The organism is Echinicola strongylocentroti, from assembly GCF_003260975.1.
Taxonomy (GTDB): domain Bacteria; phylum Bacteroidota; class Bacteroidia; order Cytophagales; family Cyclobacteriaceae; genus Echinicola; species Echinicola strongylocentroti.
Map to the genome: position 1 here is coordinate 1,802,729 of NZ_CP030041.1, position 15,430 is coordinate 1,818,158.

Consider the following 15,430-nt stretch of genomic DNA (forward strand, 5'->3'; position numbering starts at 1 on the left):
AATCATTTTCATTTTTCAATTCTCCATATTTTTAACTAAATTTCTACATGAAGCGAATATTACTTTTTACTTTTTCACTGTTTACCACGTTACATTGCTTTGGTTTTTGGGGATTTTATGCACACAAAAAGATCAATCGGCTAGCGGTTTTCTCCCTCCCATTGGAAATGATCGGATTCTATAAGGAAAACATTGCCTCTATCACAGAAAACGCCGTCAACCCGGACAAAAGAAGGTACGCTGTAAAAGGGGAAGCTGAAAAACACTATATAGATGCAGATATCTATGGAGACAGTGCAATATACACATTGCCAAGGTACTGGGACGATGCTGTGGAGATGTTCGGGGAGGACAGCCTTAGAAAATACGGCATAGCCCCTTGGAACGTTCATTTCGTGAAGACCAAACTCACGCAAGCCTTTAAAGATAAAAACACAACAGCAATTCTTCGCCTATCAGCTGACTTGGGCCATTACATTGGTGACATCAATGTTCCTCTACACACCACCGTAAATTACAATGGACAGCTTACTGGCCAAGAGGGCATCCATGGGTTTTGGGAAAGTCGAATCCCTGAGCTTTTGGCAGAGGACTTTGACCTGTTCGTCGGTAAAGCAGAATACATCCCAAACACGCAAATAGCCGCTTGGGAAGCTGTCATACGGGCCCACGAAGCATTGGACAGTGTACTACTTTTTGAGGAGCAGCTTAGCCGTGAGTTTAGCGATGACAAAAAATACAGCTTTGAAGAACGGGGATCCATCAACACCAAAGTCTATTCGAGGCCCTTTACTATTGCGTACAACAGCTTGCTTGATGGACAGGTGGAGCGCCAGATGAAGCACTCAATAAAAATGATTGCTGATTTTTGGTATACGGCGTGGGTGGACGCCGGACAGCCTGAACTGACACCGCTACTAAACCAAAAGATCCCCGCAGATCCATGGAAAAAATCTCCTCCGGAAAACAACGTCAAGGCCCGAGACCATGGATTCTAGCCCTTTCACAAAAAAAAGGTACAAGCATCGCCTCCATGGCCCACACTTGTACCCTTGCATCCCTACTTCGGATCCCATTTTTGGATCAATTGATTCCCATTCTCAAGCAGACTTCAGGTAAAAACGTATGCTATTGGCAATTCGGGTAAATGTATCCCTGAACTTATCTTCATCTTCTTCCAATAACGTCACCCGAAACCCTCTAAGGTTAGAACAAAACGAACTTACGGGCACCACACAGATCCCTTCAGATGCCAGGAGATTATACACAAATCGTTTATCGTGTGGCATATCATCTTCATTGAGCCATTGCGCTAGGTATCCCTTTACGCGTACGTCATCCACTGGAAGGTACTGGCGCTCATTGAGCATGGATTCATCAAAGACAATGGTGTTATAAAACGCTCCTTTGGTCTTATTGAACTTGATACCTGGAACATCCGAGAGCACCTCTTCCATAATCTGGCTCCTTTTGCCTATCCGGTCATTGGCGTTTTTCCGGTAGGGTATGTATTCGGGGTGGCTCATGATCTCCGGAATGGCCAACTGGGGCAGCATGGTGGAGCATACCTCGATCATTTTGGCATTTTCCAATGTCGTGCAGAGCTTGTTAAACTCCTCCGAGCCATTTTTATTATAAAACTCCATCCATCCACATCGTGAACCTGGCCAAGGAAACTCTTTGGAAATTCCCTTCAGGGATATCCCCGGAAGGTCTCCAATAACTTCAGAAAGCGAAATGGCCTCATGACCGTTATACGTGATATTTTGATAAATCTCATCTGCAATCAACAGCAAGTTAAACTCCCTGGCAATGGCCACAAACCGCTCCAACACCTCTCTCGGGTACACCATTCCGGTAGGATTGTCAGGATTGATGATCAAGAGGCCTACGATATTGGGGTTGTACTTCACCTTATTGTACAAGTCGTCCATGTCTGGATACCAACTGTTGTCAGGGTCCAACCTGTAGGTTATTGGAAAAGTATTGGCATGGGCTGCTTCAGCAGAACTATGAGTGGAATAAGCAGGAGAAGGGCCTATGATCCTGGCCGTGGGGATCAGAAACTGGTACAGCTTGGCAATGGCATCACCAAGGCCATTGAAAAACAAAATATCCTCTGCGGAAATTTGTACCCCATCACGCTCATTGTTAAGCCCTGCAAGGTACTGTCTCGTCTTTAACATCCCTTTGGAGTCAGAATAACCATAGGTCTTATCATCACTGACAAGATCCTTTACGATATCCTTCATCCATGCCGGAATGGTATTGCTCTTTTGGATGGGGTCACCGATGTTTTCCCAAGTGACCTCAAAACCCAAACTTTCTATAACCTTTGCTTTCTTTACGATTCCCCTGATTTCATAATTCAGTTCATCCGCCCCTGGGGCCAGCAAAATCTGTCTGATCATAACTCTCCCAATCAATAATGCATTTTAAAATTTTCGCCAAAGGTAGGGAAAATTAACTCCCCTACCTTGCTGTTTCGACAATAATATTTGGTGTTTTAACCAATAAACAAACTATAACAAACAGCAATTACTTTAACTTTTTGTATTTGATACGTTTTGGTTCTACATCACCAAGCCGTTTCTTTTTGTTTTCTTCGTAATCGGTAAAGTTACCTTCAAACCAATAAACTTGAGAATCTCCTTCAAACGCCAAGATATGCGTACAGATCCTATCCAAGAACCATCTGTCGTGGGAAATCACCACTGCACAGCCACCAAAATTCTCCAATGCTTCCTCCAGTGACCTCAGTGTATTGACATCCAGATCATTGGTAGGCTCATCGAGCAATAGCAGGTTGCCATTTTCCTTTAGCGTCATGGCCAAATGTACTCGGTTGCGCTCTCCTCCAGAAAGCACCCCTACTTTTTTCTCCTGATCCGATCCAGAAAAATTAAACTTGCTCACATAAGCCCTGGCATTCATCTCTTTATTGCCCAGCTTGATATTTTCATTCCCTTCAGAAATCGTCTGGTAAACGCTTTTGCTGGCATCCAGCAGATCATGTTCTTGGTCCACATATGCCAATTGAACAGTTTCTCCTACCTCAAAGCTGCCGGCATCAGGTTTTTCATTTCCTGTAATCAGCTTAAACAAGGTCGACTTACCGGCACCGTTAGGTCCGATGATGCCGACGATCCCTCCTTGTGGAAGGGCAAATGTCAAATCTTCAAAGAGCAACTTGTCACCATAGGACTTCGACACACCATTCACCTCGATCACCTTCGACCCCAATCTCGGCCCTGGCGGGATATACAGCTCCAGTTTGGACTCACGTTCCCTGGCGTCCTCTCCCACTAGTTTTTCATATGCATTTAGTCGGGCTTTTCCTTTGGCTTGCTTCGCCTTGGGAGTCATTTTGATCCATTCGAGCTCACGTTCTAATGTTTTCTGACGTTTGGATTCGGATTTTTCTTCTTGGGCTAGTCTCTTTTGCTTTTGGTCCAGCCAACTGCTATAGTTACCTTTCCACGGGATCCCTTCACCTCTGTCCAGCTCAAGTATCCATCCGGCCACATTGTCCAAGAAATAACGATCGTGGGTCACGGCGATTACAGTACCCTTATATTGCTTTAAGTGCAGTTCTAACCAGTGCACCGATTCAGCATCCAAGTGGTTAGTAGGCTCATCCAACAGAAGCACGTCCGGTTCTTGAAGCAAGAGACGACATAGGGCTACCCGGCGTTTTTCACCTCCAGAGAGGTTGCTCACAAGGGCATCACTCGGCGGAAGCCTCAGTGCATCCATGGCTTTATCAAGTACTACATCCAACTCCCAAGCATTGGCCGCGTCCAGTTTTTCCTGTACCTCACCCTGCTTTTCAATTAATTTGTTCATCGCATCCGGATCTTCCATTACCGCCGGATCCATGAATTTTTCATTAATGGCCTCAAACTCTTGGAGCAATCCCACCGTTTCTGAAACGGCCTCTTCCACTACTTCTTTGACGGTTTTTTCTGGATCAAGCTGCGGCTCTTGCTCAAGCATACCAACAGAATACCCTGAGGACCAAGCCAATTCACCCTGATACTCCTTATCTATGCCTGCAATAATTTTCAAAAGAGAACTTTTACCGGAACCATTCAGACCTAAAACACCAATCTTGGCCCCATAAAAAAAAGATAGATAAATATCTTTCAACACCTTCTTCTGAGGAGGGTAGATTTTGGACACCCCAGCCATTGAAAATATAATTTTCTCGTCACTCATGTTAATTTATTTTACCTTATGGTTATATTTATTAGGAACAAATATGGCAAATAATCACCTTCTTTAGGATAAATGCATCTTAATTAATTAATTTGCAGAAAACAAGAATTAGCCAACTTACCACCAACCTATTAAATCGAGATGGAGCATCCATACGGATACATAAAAGACGACAAAGTTTATTTAAAAGGTTTTTTGAATCAGGAGGACAGAGTGATTGGAGAGGTCAAGGAAAACGAAGCCTCTACGATCAAGTACTTTGAAGATCGGTTTGAACTAGCGAAGAAGAAAGTAGCAGACCTTAAGAAAGACATCGAAGAAAATCAAAACAAAGGGTCCTTTTTGATGAAGCTGGTTCACTTAAGGGAATCCTTGATGCAATATGATGCATTGGGGGATTTCGTTCCCCTGATTGATGAGCTTAACGAACGGGAAGAATACCTCAATGAAATCATCCAAGCCAATCGCGAAAGGAACCTGGAGATCAAACGGGAACTGATCGAAGAGGCCCAAGTATTGATGAACGACACTGACTGGAAGGCCACGTCAGAAAAGTTCAGGGACCTCAAGCTTCGCTGGATCAAAACAGGCCCAGTATCTCCTGAGCTGAGGGATGAGATCGAAGGATCCTTTAAGGAGACTACCGACACTTTTTTTGAAAACCGGAAAAACTACTTTGAAGGACTGGCCCTACAGGCCGAAGAGAACATCAAAGTGTATGAATCCCTTGTGGAACAAGCCAGGGAAGCATTTAACATGCAAGATGTAAAGCAAGCCTTCGAAATCAGTAAACGTATCCAAAAACAGTGGAAGGAGTCCGGAAAGGTACCTGCAGAAAAAAGGCAGCCGTTATGGGATGAGTTTTCGCGGTTAAACAACAAGATTTTTGGTCGCTTCAAGCGCACCATGCAAAACAAGCCTCGTCAGGGTGGGGGCGGGTACAATAGCCCTCCATCTCGTTTGCGGCCATTTGAAGTAGTAAAAAAAATAGAAAAGCTGGCCGAATCCATGAGGGATCTTTCTCTGGGTGAAACCACACCGGAAAAAATCTCCAGAGCAAAAAGGCTACAGGCGGAATGGAAATCACTCCCTCCTAAAAAACCTAGGGAAGCACAACAATATTCAAGATTGTTCGTCTTCTTTACTGATATTGTTTTTGAAAAATCTTTCCTTCATAAGCTTGCAAGATCCAAATTTGATAACTACTATGAAATGGACGAGCAGGAACAACGGCAAGTTAAAATCAATATCATGAAAGACCTGATCTCCCGAGATGAGAAAGAACTGGAAACGGTAAAAGAAAACTCGGAAAATTTCCGGTCACATGAAAGTGATTTTGAAACCATGTTATATAGAAAAATAAGTGCGTATAAAAGGAAGCTAGATGTAAAAAATCATATTCTAAAGGAACTTTCAAACAAATAGTAGGTTAAAGTTTTAAAAAATAAAAGATTTTATATTTTTGCTTCACCGTGTGCAGCGGAAAAACTTAAATTGTAGACATTATGTATTGGACGTTAGAATTAGCATCTTACTTGGAAGATGCCCCATGGCCAGCTACTAAAGATGAATTGATTGACTACGCTATTCGTACGGGAACTCCTCTTGAAGTAGTAGAGAATCTTCAGGAACTTGAGGACGATGGCGAGCCGTATGAAAATATCGAAGAAATCTGGCCTGATTATCCAACAAAAGACGACTTCTTCTTTAATGAAGATGAATATTAAAAAAAAGCCCTCCACAGGGCTTTTTCTTTTTCACACCCCTAGCACCGACTTCAGCTTTGTCATTCCACTTCGGCTTACAGGAATGGTATCACCTCTCCGCAAGCGAAGTACATTACCCTCTTTTTGATAAGGCTCCACACTGGTGATTTCCGCAATATTGACCAGATATGAGCGGTGCACCCTTACAAACTTTCTCGGATCAAGCACTGACTCCAAAAACTTAAGCGTGCGGTTCTTCAAGTACTTTTTTCCTTTTATATGGATATTCACAAAGTCATCATTGGCTTCAAAAAACGCCACCTCATTCACGGGGATCACCTTGATCTCCCCTTTCTCTTTCAGTACAATCCTACTCGCAAACTCCTCTTGGATCATTTGTCCTTTAGAAGCAAGTAGCTGCTGGACAGACGCTCCGCTTTCCTGAAGAGAAAACTTCTTTATTGCGGCCTCAAAACGGGACTGGGAAAAAGGCTTGAGCAAATAATCTACGGCATGATTATCAAAAGCCTTAACCGCATACTCATCAAAAGCAGTACTGAAAATCACCGCTGGCGGATGCTCAAGCAGCTCCAACATTTCAAAACCATTGATACGGGGCATCTGAACATCCAAGAATATCAAATCAGGTTCGTACTGGTGGATTGCCTTCAACCCCTGAAAACCGTCTTGACAAATGGCTACTACTTTAAAATCCGGAAACCCCTCAAGGTACTCCTCTACAAGCTGTGCCGCCAATGGCTCATCGTCAATTATTATCGTTTTGATCATAGGTCAAAGGGATGCTTAGGTTTACTTCAAATAACTCGGGAGATTGCTTGACCTTAAGCAGGTCATGACGGCCAAACAACAAATACATTCTTCTTTTAACGGATTCCAGTCCAAATCCCTCCCCATTGGAGTTGACCGCTTCTGGATCATAGGGGTTACTGATCATTATATTAAGAAAATTCCCTATTTTATTGACCAGGATTTTTATGCAGACCCTATCAGTCCGCCCATAAATACCGTGCTTAACGGCATTTTCCAACAGCGGTTGTATCAAAAGCGATGGCAACATCAATTTTTCTGTTTCTTCTTCTACAAAGAAGTCCACTTCTAATCGATGCCCAAACCTCACCTTTTCTATTTCCAAAAAAAGCTGCAAACACTTCATCTCTTCCCGAACACCTACCCACTCCATGGGATCTTTCCGAATGGTCCCTCTCAAAAATTCCGACAATTGCAGTATCATTTCACGGGCTTGTTCTGGCTTTCGTTTGACCAGGGCACTGACAGAATTCAGGCTATTGAACAAAAAATGGGGCTGGAGCTGCTGACGGAGATGGTACATCTCAGCCTCCTTGGACAACTTATCCATCATTTCTGTTCTTCTCCTAGCTTCCAGCTGATCTTCCAGCTGTCCTCCAACAATCAAAAACCCCGTATATGCCCCAAATAACATCAATACAAAAACTCCCCGAACATACCTTGATTCACGCAAAAAAGTCAAATACCCCCATTCCGACTCAAGCAGATGCTTTAACGCCAATTCTCCCGCAAGTACTATCACCACTCCCAAAAGGAGGGGCAATCCTACCCATAACCAAGAATTGCCTTTTTGGGGCTTATAAAACCTGAAAATATTCTCGAGCAGCATCCCCCCTGCAAAAACCAACAACACATACACTAAGCTATCGACTACACTATCCCCCAACCTCACTCCGTAAGCTGTCAACAGGAAGCTATTTACAGCCCCGAAACAAACAAGGACCAGCATGACCTTTAGCCAGCCATACGATGTTTTCAGCAGCCTGTTAACCATCTAATCTACCTTAATACGATTTGATATCCAGCCCCCCAAACAACACCGTTCCGGTGATGGTCAACACCTTGTTGGATTCCCCAGTTCCCTGTGGATACATCCGCTTGTCTTCTACTCCCGCAAAAATATTGGTCACCCCCATCTTCAGGTCCCAATGGGGCGGCATGAGTAACTTCACCCCGCCAAAAGCCACCTCAACACTAAGTACGGCGTTTTCGGAGAGGTCTGCTTGGGTAAGGTCAATTTCAGTTCCGCCAAAAATGGCAGACACCTTTCCTCCTTTAAAGTTTTTGGACAATATCCTCTTCTGTATACCACAGAATAGCGCCTGGGAATTAACAACATCAGCCTGCTCGGAAGAGGTCGCTGCACCAGCTGCTGGGTCCTCTCCGGACATAAAAGGTTCTCCCTTCTCCTGTCCTTTGCTTGGCCCGTAAGGTGTTTTTGGCTCAGGAGGACACCATCTTCCAAAGTTCTCTAAGGCCTTCCTGTTTTTAGTGGCCAGTAAAAATAGCCCCAACAGAATCAGCCCACCCGGCACCATGTATCTTTCCATCCCAAAAGGGATTTCCAGTTCGTTCTTTAAAAGAAAGAACCCTCCAAAAAGCAACATAAAAAAACCAAATCCACTTTGGAAATTGTGTTTTGAAAGTGTAATAAGACCTACAGCCACAAAAATCATCGGCCAACTAAAAATCCATTCCGGAACGACTACGCCCAACTGTCGCACAAGCAAGAACAGCCCGACAGCCAATACTATCAATCCGGTAGTGGTCCTGCCACCATCTCCGCGTCCATATTTATTTTTCATAGTGAAGGTAAATTAGTCCAAAATCCAATAATGCACTAAATCTACTTCAACTTAAAAAAATATCCACTAACATTTAGGTGGCAGACTATGAAAACTCGGTAAATGACCCGTTTTTAAAGGTAAACAGTGTCTCCACCATCGCAAAGGCTAATCCCCCTTTCTTCGATGGAGTAAAAATTGGGCATATTCCATATCTTCCGGGGTGGTAATCTTGATGTTCTCATAATTACCAGCGATAAGATACACCTGCCTTCCCTGATGCTCAAAAACCGTAGCATCATCTGTAAAATGATGAAGCTCCGTCACGTCAAATGCCTGCTTGATCATTTTTAGATCAAATGTTTGCGGGGTTTGTACCAAACGGAAATATTGTCTTTCTTGATAAAAGGATTTGTTTTCATCGGTAAGTTTCCGAATGGAGTCTTTTAGCGGGGTAACAGCAATGGCACTGCCATATTCTGCAGCTTTATCATAGCCCAAGCTTATCACCTCAGGAGAAACAAAAGGCCTGACACCATCGTGAATGGCCACCAACCCATCTTTCCAGCTGATGCTATTGAGTCCATTTTTTACCGACTGGAAACGTGACATGCCCCCAGCCACCACCTCATGCGGAACGGTAAAACCAAACTGCTGGCATAGCTCCTGCCAAAAAGAAAAGTCCACTTCCGGAATCACCAAGACAAGCTTGATCGATGGATCCAACTGATAAAAAACTTCCAAGGTCCACATCAACACTGGCTTTCCCCCTATCTCAAGATACTGTTTTGGTATCGGGGAGCCCATTCTGGCACCTCTCCCTCCTGCTACAATAATGGCTGCTCTGTTCATAAAACTCGTTTAGCTTTCGCCCGCAAAAGTAGTTAATAAAAAAAAGACACGTATAGACCACGTGTTAACGTTTGGTGAATTTTATATCAACAAAAAAGGCGCTTCGATGAGCGCCTTTTTTGTTATAGTATCAACATGGCGTCTCCATAGGAGAAGAACTTATATTTTTCCTTTATCGCCTCTTGGTAGGCCTTCATGATCAGGTCATACCCTCCAAAAGCCGCTGTCGTCATTAACAGTGTCGACTCAGGCAAATGAAAATTGGTAATCAGGGAGTTGGCGATTTTAAAATCATACGGAGGGATGATAAACTTATCTGTCCAACCACTGGATGGTTTAAGCCTGTTATTGGCCGTAACGGAAGACTCGACAGTCTTCAGGGAAGTAGTTCCTACCGCCACTACCCTTCTTTTGGCATCCAGTGCATCATTGACCAGATCAACGGTTTTTTCAGGAATATCATAATTTTCTGAATCCATTTTGTGCTTGGTAAGGTCTTCCACATCCACCTGACGGAATGTACCCAATCCAATATGAAGGGTAATAGGAGACACCTCCACTCCTTTGATTTCCAGCCTCTTCAGCAAATGAGGAGTAAAATGAAGTCCGGCAGTCGGTGCCGCCACAGCCCCCACATGCTCGGCATAGATCGTTTGATAACGCTCTCTGTCTTCCTCCTCTACTTTCCTGTCGATAAAATCCTTTAGTATGGGCGTTTCTCCCAGGGCATCTATGGTCTTGTAAAATTCTTCATCTGTACCATCAAACAAGAAACGTATCGTCCTTCCGCGTGACGTGGTATTATCGATGACTTCCGCCACCAAATCACTGTCGCCAAAATAAAGCTTGTTGCCAACACGAATCTTTCTGGCCGGATCGACGAGCACATCCCAAAGCCTAAGCTCTTGGTTCAGTTCCCTTAGCAAGAACACTTCGATCTTCGCACCAGTCTTTTCTTTATTCCCATAAAGTCGAGCAGGAAAGACCTTCGTGTTATTGGTCACGAAGACATCTCCTTCATCAAAATATTCAATAACGTCCTTGAAAATCCTGTGCTCTATCTTGCCAGTGTCTCTGTGCACCACCATCAGCCGGGATTCGTCCCTGTTGTCCGATGGATATAAAGAAATGAGTTTTTTAGGAACTTCGAATTTGAAATCTGATAATTTCATATGTATTTTTAAGAGAAATATGATGAATATTTTGATTTACGATTAGGTCGTAAAAACCGCAAAGTTAATAAGAATTATAGCGAATTCTATCTATATTGTCAAATAGTTTTTAAACAAAATTTTATCAGGTGATTATTTTCAAACTTATTTGGGAGAGTTTCCGGTTTGCATTGCAAGCTTTGCGGTCTAACCTGACACGGACGGTATTATCGCTCTTGGGTGTCACTATCGGGATTTTTGCCATTATTGCTGTTTTCACTTTGGTAGATTCCCTAGAGAAAAACATTAAATCCAGCTTTTCGTTCCTTGGCACCAATGTATTGCGCGTAGATCGCTTCCCTTTTTCCTCTGGGCCTGGCGAATATCCTTGGTGGAGGTACTTCAGAAGACCCCCTGGCAATTATAGTGAATTCGTATTTCTAAAGGACAGGCTCCAAAATGCGGAAGCCATCACTATCTCTGCCTCTTCCTCCGCCACCCTAAAAAGAGGAAGCAGCTCCTTTGAAGGAGCCAACTTGGAAGGAGTAGTTTTTGATCACAAAGAAGTATATGATGTACCAGTGGTGGATGGACGTTTTTTTACCGAACTGGAAATCACCGCCGCCAGAAATGTCACCGTCCTCGGCGCCAAAATCGCTAACGCCCTCTTCCCCGAAGGAGATGCCGTCGGCAAGGAGATGAAAATCAAAGGCCAAAAATTCGTAGTCATCGGGCTTCTGGAAGAAGAAGGCGAAGGACTATTTGACCTCCCCTCAAAAGACGATGCCTGTCTGATACCTTTTGGCTCTTTTGGGAAAATGTACTATCTGGGCAGATGGGGCGTAGAACCAACGATTGCCGCCAAAGGCATGGACAGTGACAAAGGGCTGATCGCCCTGGAAAATGAAATGACAGGATTACTCCGGGGCAAAAGAGGGCTTAAACCAACAGAAGAAGATAATTTCGCCCTGAACAAGTCCGAATTTATCCAAAATGCCATTGGTGCCATCTTCGATGTTATCAGCATTGCTGGAGCAGTGATCGGTGGCTTCTCCATTTTGGTAGGCGGGTTTGGCATCGCCAATATCATGTTCGTCTCCGTCCGCGAGCGAACCAATATCATCGGCATCCAAAAATCCCTAGGAGCCAAAAACTATTTCATTCTACTGCAATTCTTGTTTGAATCCACCTTCCTCAGCCTCTTTGGAGGACTTACAGGCTTACTGTTGGTATTTGCCATCACCTTCGTGCCCCTTGGCTCCTTGGAAATATTCATGTCCGCCAAAAACATGATCCTGGGCATCGGACTTTCCATGGTCATAGGCATGCTGTCGGGGGTTGTTCCCGCAGGAATTGCCGCAAGAATGGATCCTGTAGAAGCGATCAGAACGAATTGACCACTTCATCAATGCCTAATTGACATCATTTAAGGCAACACTATTGGCCCCTACCACCAAGAAAAGTCAACCTTTTTGATGTCAATCTGCTTGATATTCTTTCAACTATTCTTCATTAGCAATAAGAATTTCAGGCTGCAACATCACCACACCTGTACGGCCACGCCGAACGTGAGCCTTACATAACTCGCCTCCTTGAGGTAGTCCACATCGGCGTAAAGGCTAAGTCTTCTATGGATGGTATTGAGCAGGTAGTTTGCCCGTACCATCACACCGTAATCGGTGCGGTGGGAATTTACTTCTTTTTGATTTAGGATGGAATAATAAGTGGCTCCGGGACCTAGAAAGAGCTTGCCCCTACCCACATCAGGCACCTCAAACAGGTATGCACCGCTAAATTTCATACTCCAATCTTGATAATGAGCCGGGCTTCCCTCTCCCTTTTCTTCATAGGCTTTAAAATAATCAAACTCTACTCCTAACTGAAGCGGGTTTTTACCTAGAGGCAGATTATACCTAAGCCCCACCACTGTTCCCATGGCACCTTCTCTTGGATTATCCAGAAACTTTTCCTGGTGACTTACACCTCCGTGTACGAGCAAAGCTCGGTCGTATAGATGCTGGGCAGAAAGCCCATAACTCCACATGATCGCCAATAGGGCAAAAAGTAACTTTCTCATATTTTTTTTTATTATACGCTTTCTTGCCAGTAGATTTTATTTCTCACCAAAGGCACAGAACCCCCAGAATTAAATTAGGCTTTTCTGAGGTGAACCTATTTACTATTTCTGTGATTACTGACATCGTTGCGGATACACCTGTTTTTCTTAACTTATGTATAACCAGATGTAGTTTACAAAAAATTTTCTTTAGAACACAAAAATACGTAAAAAACACCGTAAAAAGGCAAAAAACAGTATTTTCAAGCCTTTTCACCACTATGGAAGTCGTGTACCTACGCTGTACTATCTCATCACCTCATTACCTGCATTCTATATACTATCTAAAAAAACATTTAACCCGGAATATGCATTAGCCTATCTGTTGCGACCTTAAACTGCTTCAAAATCAGCCGTTTCACTTTAGTTTTCGGCATAACCGTAGCGGTGCTACGCTAATGCCTCCAAACTAACTGATTTTCTTGCAATTTCAGCTCTCACTACGATTCCTAACACATAATCCGGGTTTAATCAGGACACAACAACCTGCATCTCTTATTTTTCAAACTGGACAAAAACAGGGTAATGGTCAGAAATCTCGTCAGTGATTTCGTCTTGTATAATCGTCGCAGAAACAAGCTTATCACCCAAAAAGGGATTGACCCAAATATAATCAATACGTTCAGTAGAAGTTCCCCCGTGGGACTTGGTCGGGTAGCTGGAAACCAACTTGTCGTTGGTAAGCAGAAAAGCATCCAAGTACCCCGCTTCTTGCACAATCCCCACCACAGGATAATCAAGCTGCCCTTGATTTAGGTTCCGGATGTTTTCGTTTTTGTCTTCGTCTTGCCTCATGCCATCGACCATTTCCTGGGTGTGGTAAGCAGAGTCTGCACTGGACAGGGAGTTAAAACCCCCCATGATCACAATTTTCTCATCCTGTGGCAATAAAGCTGCATGGGCTAGAATTTGCCGGATTTCATACTGGCGTTTTTGATAGAGAAAAGGAGAAAAGTGCACAACAAAAACATGATAATCCTTGATCTGGGCATAGAGGTATGCGTGCCACATATTGTCCACTACTTTCTGAACGTTTAGGATAGGGTATTTTGAAGAAAGTGCAACGGGATAACCTTGGATCTTGGACATTACCGCATAGGGATGCCCATACCCGGACGCAAAAGACTCGAGTCCTTTTTGTGTAAAATCGTTCATTTCCTGATACCCTATGACATCAGGCCCCAAGTCTTCAACCCATCGCTGATAGGAGGCTTTATACAAACTATCTTGCTGAAACCCCCTGAGCGTATTATATGAAAGCACCTTAAAACCCTCCTGAGCCATAGACGTTCCACTTGCTATAAACAACAACAAAAGACTGAAGGAGGCATTTCTGATCACAGTATCCAGATCCATAGGTATTAGTTTTTAATTAATTACGGTTTATTTCAGTAAGTTTTTTTCACTAATGCAGCTTTACAAGGGTCAAGCGTCACCTTCACATTATTTTCTTTAAGCCCGACTTATGCAAATCTAAAAATAAAAGGGCGTCCTGAATCTCCAAGACGCCCATTATTTTTAAGCTATTATTTTACGAAAACTGAACTCGTACTCATCGAGGTCATCAATCCTTTACTGCCTCTTCTTCTACCTCACCACCAAGGCCCGCTTTTGCCTTGATCTTGGTCTCAAGCTCTTCCATTAGCTCCGGATTGTCCAGCAGGAGGTTTTTCACGGCGTCACGCCCTTGGCCCAGCTTGTTTCCTTCATAGGAGAACCAAGACCCAGCTTTCTTCACGATCTCAAACTCCACTCCAAGATCAATGATCTCGCCTACTTTAGAGATCCCTTGACCGTACATAATGTCAAACTCCACCACCTTAAACGGAGGTGCCACTTTGTTTTTCACCACTTTTACTTTGGTACGGTTACCGAGGATATTGTCCGCGCTTTCTTTGATCTGGCCGATCCTTCTGATGTCCAGCCTGACAGAAGCATAGAACTTCAGCGCATTACCGCCGGTAGTGGTCTCTGGGCTACCAAACATCACACCGATCTTATCCCTCAGCTGATTGATAAAGATGCAGGAACAACCGGTCTTGTTAATGGCTCCGGTCAGCTTCCTAAGGGCTTGGGACATCAATCTCGCCTGTAGGCCCATCTTGCTATCACCCATTTCGCCTTCCAGCTCGCCTTTAGGCACCAAAGCTGCCACGGAGTCAATCACGATGATATCCAAGGCGCCTGAACGGATCAGATGCTCGGCGATTTCCAGTGCTTGTTCTCCGTTGTCAGGCTGGGAGATCAGCAGATTTTCTGTATCGATTCCCAGTTTTTCTGCGTAAGATTTATCAAAGGCGTGCTCGGCATCGATGATCGCAGCCATGCCTCCTTTTTTTTGCGCTTCGGCGATGCAGTGCATGGCCAATGTGGTCTTACCGGAAGATTCTGGCCCGTAAACCTCAATGACCCTGCCCCTTGGGATACCTCCTACACCCAATGCCATATCCAATCCGAGTGAACCTGTAGAAATGGTTGGAATATCCACTACCGAATTATCACTCAACTTCATGACCGTACCTTTTCCGTAGGTCTTTTCCAACTTATCCATCGTAAGCTGAAGCGCTTTTAATTTTTCTGTATTTTCACTCATATACTCAAAGAATCGAAGGTGTATTAAAATATTATGTGAAAGTAAACATTCGCCAACTGAATATCAACTTTCATCACAACCATTGTTTTGTTATGACGTTTTATTAAATTAGAAATTTGTATTGCATGGTTACAGTAGATTTGGTATAAATTTTGAATTTAGACTAATAAAGTAACATTAAT

General features: G+C 43.7%; 14 protein-coding genes. 4 read left to right on the forward strand and 10 right to left on the reverse strand.

The features are described from left to right. Nucleotides 1–47: 47 nt before the first annotated feature. Nucleotides 48–998 (forward strand): zinc dependent phospholipase C family protein, encoded by a 951-nt coding sequence (locus DN752_RS06705; protein WP_112783232.1) that lies wholly within the window; start codon nucleotides 48–50, stop codon nucleotides 996–998. A 102-nt stretch (nucleotides 999–1,100) separates the two neighbouring features. Here the strand turns inward: DN752_RS06705 and DN752_RS06710 are convergent, their stop codons facing one another. Both DN752_RS06710 and ettA read right to left on the reverse strand, forming a co-directional pair. Continuing rightward, the gene (locus tag DN752_RS06710; protein ID WP_112786454.1) at nucleotides 1,101–2,408 is read right to left on the reverse strand and encodes a pyridoxal phosphate-dependent aminotransferase; all 1,308 of its coding nucleotides are present in this window, start codon (nucleotides 2,406–2,408) and stop codon (nucleotides 1,101–1,103) included. 130 nt (nucleotides 2,409–2,538) lie between these two features. Then, nucleotides 2,539–4,218, reverse strand: a complete 1,680-nt coding sequence (ettA, locus tag DN752_RS06715; RefSeq protein WP_112783233.1) for an energy-dependent translational throttle protein EttA — start codon at nucleotides 4,216–4,218, stop codon at nucleotides 2,539–2,541. A gap of 141 nt (nucleotides 4,219–4,359) precedes the next feature. Between ettA and DN752_RS06720 the strand changes: the two genes are divergently transcribed. Then, a complete protein-coding gene (locus DN752_RS06720) occupies nucleotides 4,360–5,643 on the forward strand; it encodes a DUF349 domain-containing protein (RefSeq protein ID WP_112783234.1) in 1,284 nt (427 codons plus the stop codon). An 80-nt stretch (nucleotides 5,644–5,723) separates the two neighbouring features. Continuing rightward, a complete protein-coding gene (locus DN752_RS06725; RefSeq protein WP_015263907.1) occupies nucleotides 5,724–5,945 on the forward strand; it encodes a DUF2795 domain-containing protein in 222 nt (73 codons plus the stop codon). Nucleotides 5,946–5,975: 30 nt separating this feature from the next. Here DN752_RS06725 and DN752_RS06730 read toward each other — a convergent pair whose 3' ends face one another. The 5 genes from DN752_RS06730 to queA form a co-directional block, all read right to left on the reverse strand. Further along, nucleotides 5,976–6,713, reverse strand: a complete 738-nt coding sequence (locus tag DN752_RS06730; protein WP_112783235.1) for a LytR/AlgR family response regulator transcription factor — start codon at nucleotides 6,711–6,713, stop codon at nucleotides 5,976–5,978. Further along, nucleotides 6,691–7,746: a sensor histidine kinase gene (locus DN752_RS06735; protein WP_112783236.1), complete on the reverse strand. Its 1,056-nt coding sequence runs from the start codon at nucleotides 7,744–7,746 to the stop codon at nucleotides 6,691–6,693. The genes DN752_RS06730 and DN752_RS06735 overlap by 23 nt, the downstream gene beginning before the upstream one ends. A gap of 10 nt (nucleotides 7,747–7,756) precedes the next feature. Continuing rightward, nucleotides 7,757–8,557 carry a LiaF transmembrane domain-containing protein gene (locus DN752_RS06740; protein WP_112783237.1) on the reverse strand — a complete coding sequence of 267 codons (801 nt, stop codon included), beginning with the start codon at nucleotides 8,555–8,557 and terminating at the stop codon, nucleotides 7,757–7,759. Nucleotides 8,558–8,704: 147 nt separating this feature from the next. Further along, on the reverse strand, nucleotides 8,705–9,388 hold the full coding sequence (locus DN752_RS06745; RefSeq protein WP_112783238.1) for a 2-C-methyl-D-erythritol 4-phosphate cytidylyltransferase: 684 nt from the start codon (nucleotides 9,386–9,388) through the stop codon (nucleotides 8,705–8,707). Between the two features lie 122 nt (nucleotides 9,389–9,510). Then, a complete protein-coding gene (gene queA, locus DN752_RS06750) occupies nucleotides 9,511–10,560 on the reverse strand; it encodes a tRNA preQ1(34) S-adenosylmethionine ribosyltransferase-isomerase QueA (RefSeq protein WP_112783239.1) in 1,050 nt (349 codons plus the stop codon). Nucleotides 10,561–10,688: 128 nt separating this feature from the next. Here queA and DN752_RS06755 point away from each other — a divergent pair, with 128 nt between their 5' ends. Next, nucleotides 10,689–11,936: an ABC transporter permease gene (locus DN752_RS06755; protein WP_112783240.1), complete on the forward strand. Its 1,248-nt coding sequence runs from the start codon at nucleotides 10,689–10,691 to the stop codon at nucleotides 11,934–11,936. Nucleotides 11,937–12,079: 143 nt separating this feature from the next. Here the strand turns inward: DN752_RS06755 and DN752_RS06760 are convergent, their stop codons facing one another. The 3 genes from DN752_RS06760 to recA form a co-directional block, all read right to left on the reverse strand. After that, nucleotides 12,080–12,616, reverse strand: coding sequence for a hypothetical protein (locus tag DN752_RS06760; RefSeq protein ID WP_162633146.1), 537 nt, complete (start codon nucleotides 12,614–12,616; stop codon nucleotides 12,080–12,082). A 534-nt stretch (nucleotides 12,617–13,150) separates the two neighbouring features. Next, the gene (locus DN752_RS06765) at nucleotides 13,151–14,011 is read right to left on the reverse strand and encodes an endonuclease/exonuclease/phosphatase family protein (RefSeq protein WP_112783242.1); all 861 of its coding nucleotides are present in this window, start codon (nucleotides 14,009–14,011) and stop codon (nucleotides 13,151–13,153) included. Between the two features lie 208 nt (nucleotides 14,012–14,219). Beyond that, complete coding sequence (gene recA / locus DN752_RS06770; protein WP_112783243.1) at nucleotides 14,220–15,248, reverse strand: recombinase RecA; 1,029 nt, start codon at nucleotides 15,246–15,248, stop codon at nucleotides 14,220–14,222. Nucleotides 15,249–15,430 lie beyond the last annotated feature (182 nt).

Excerpts from the sequence above, each read along its gene's own strand:
- DN752_RS06705 (WP_112783232.1), top strand. The coding sequence starts at position 48 with ATGAAGCGAATATTACTTTTTACTTTTTCACTGTTTACCACGTTACAT.
- ettA (WP_112783233.1), bottom strand. The coding sequence starts at position 4,218 with ATGAGTGACGAGAAAATTATATTTTCAATGGCTGGGGTGTCCAAAATC.
- DN752_RS06720 (WP_112783234.1), top strand. The coding sequence starts at position 4,360 with ATGGAGCATCCATACGGATACATAAAAGACGACAAAGTTTATTTAAAA.
- DN752_RS06725 (WP_015263907.1), top strand. The coding sequence starts at position 5,724 with ATGTATTGGACGTTAGAATTAGCATCTTACTTGGAAGATGCCCCATGG.
- DN752_RS06730 (WP_112783235.1), bottom strand. The coding sequence starts at position 6,713 with ATGATCAAAACGATAATAATTGACGATGAGCCATTGGCGGCACAGCTT.
- DN752_RS06735 (WP_112783236.1), bottom strand. The coding sequence starts at position 7,746 with ATGGTTAACAGGCTGCTGAAAACATCGTATGGCTGGCTAAAGGTCATG.
- DN752_RS06740 (WP_112783237.1), bottom strand. The coding sequence starts at position 8,557 with ATGAAAAATAAATATGGACGCGGAGATGGTGGCAGGACCACTACCGGA.
- DN752_RS06745 (WP_112783238.1), bottom strand. The coding sequence starts at position 9,388 with ATGAACAGAGCAGCCATTATTGTAGCAGGAGGGAGAGGTGCCAGAATG.
- queA (WP_112783239.1), bottom strand. The coding sequence starts at position 10,560 with ATGAAATTATCAGATTTCAAATTCGAAGTTCCTAAAAAACTCATTTCT.
- DN752_RS06760 (WP_162633146.1), bottom strand. The coding sequence starts at position 12,616 with ATGAGAAAGTTACTTTTTGCCCTATTGGCGATCATGTGGAGTTATGGG.
- DN752_RS06765 (WP_112783242.1), bottom strand. The coding sequence starts at position 14,011 with ATGGATCTGGATACTGTGATCAGAAATGCCTCCTTCAGTCTTTTGTTG.
- recA (WP_112783243.1), bottom strand. The coding sequence starts at position 15,248 with ATGAGTGAAAATACAGAAAAATTAAAAGCGCTTCAGCTTACGATGGAT.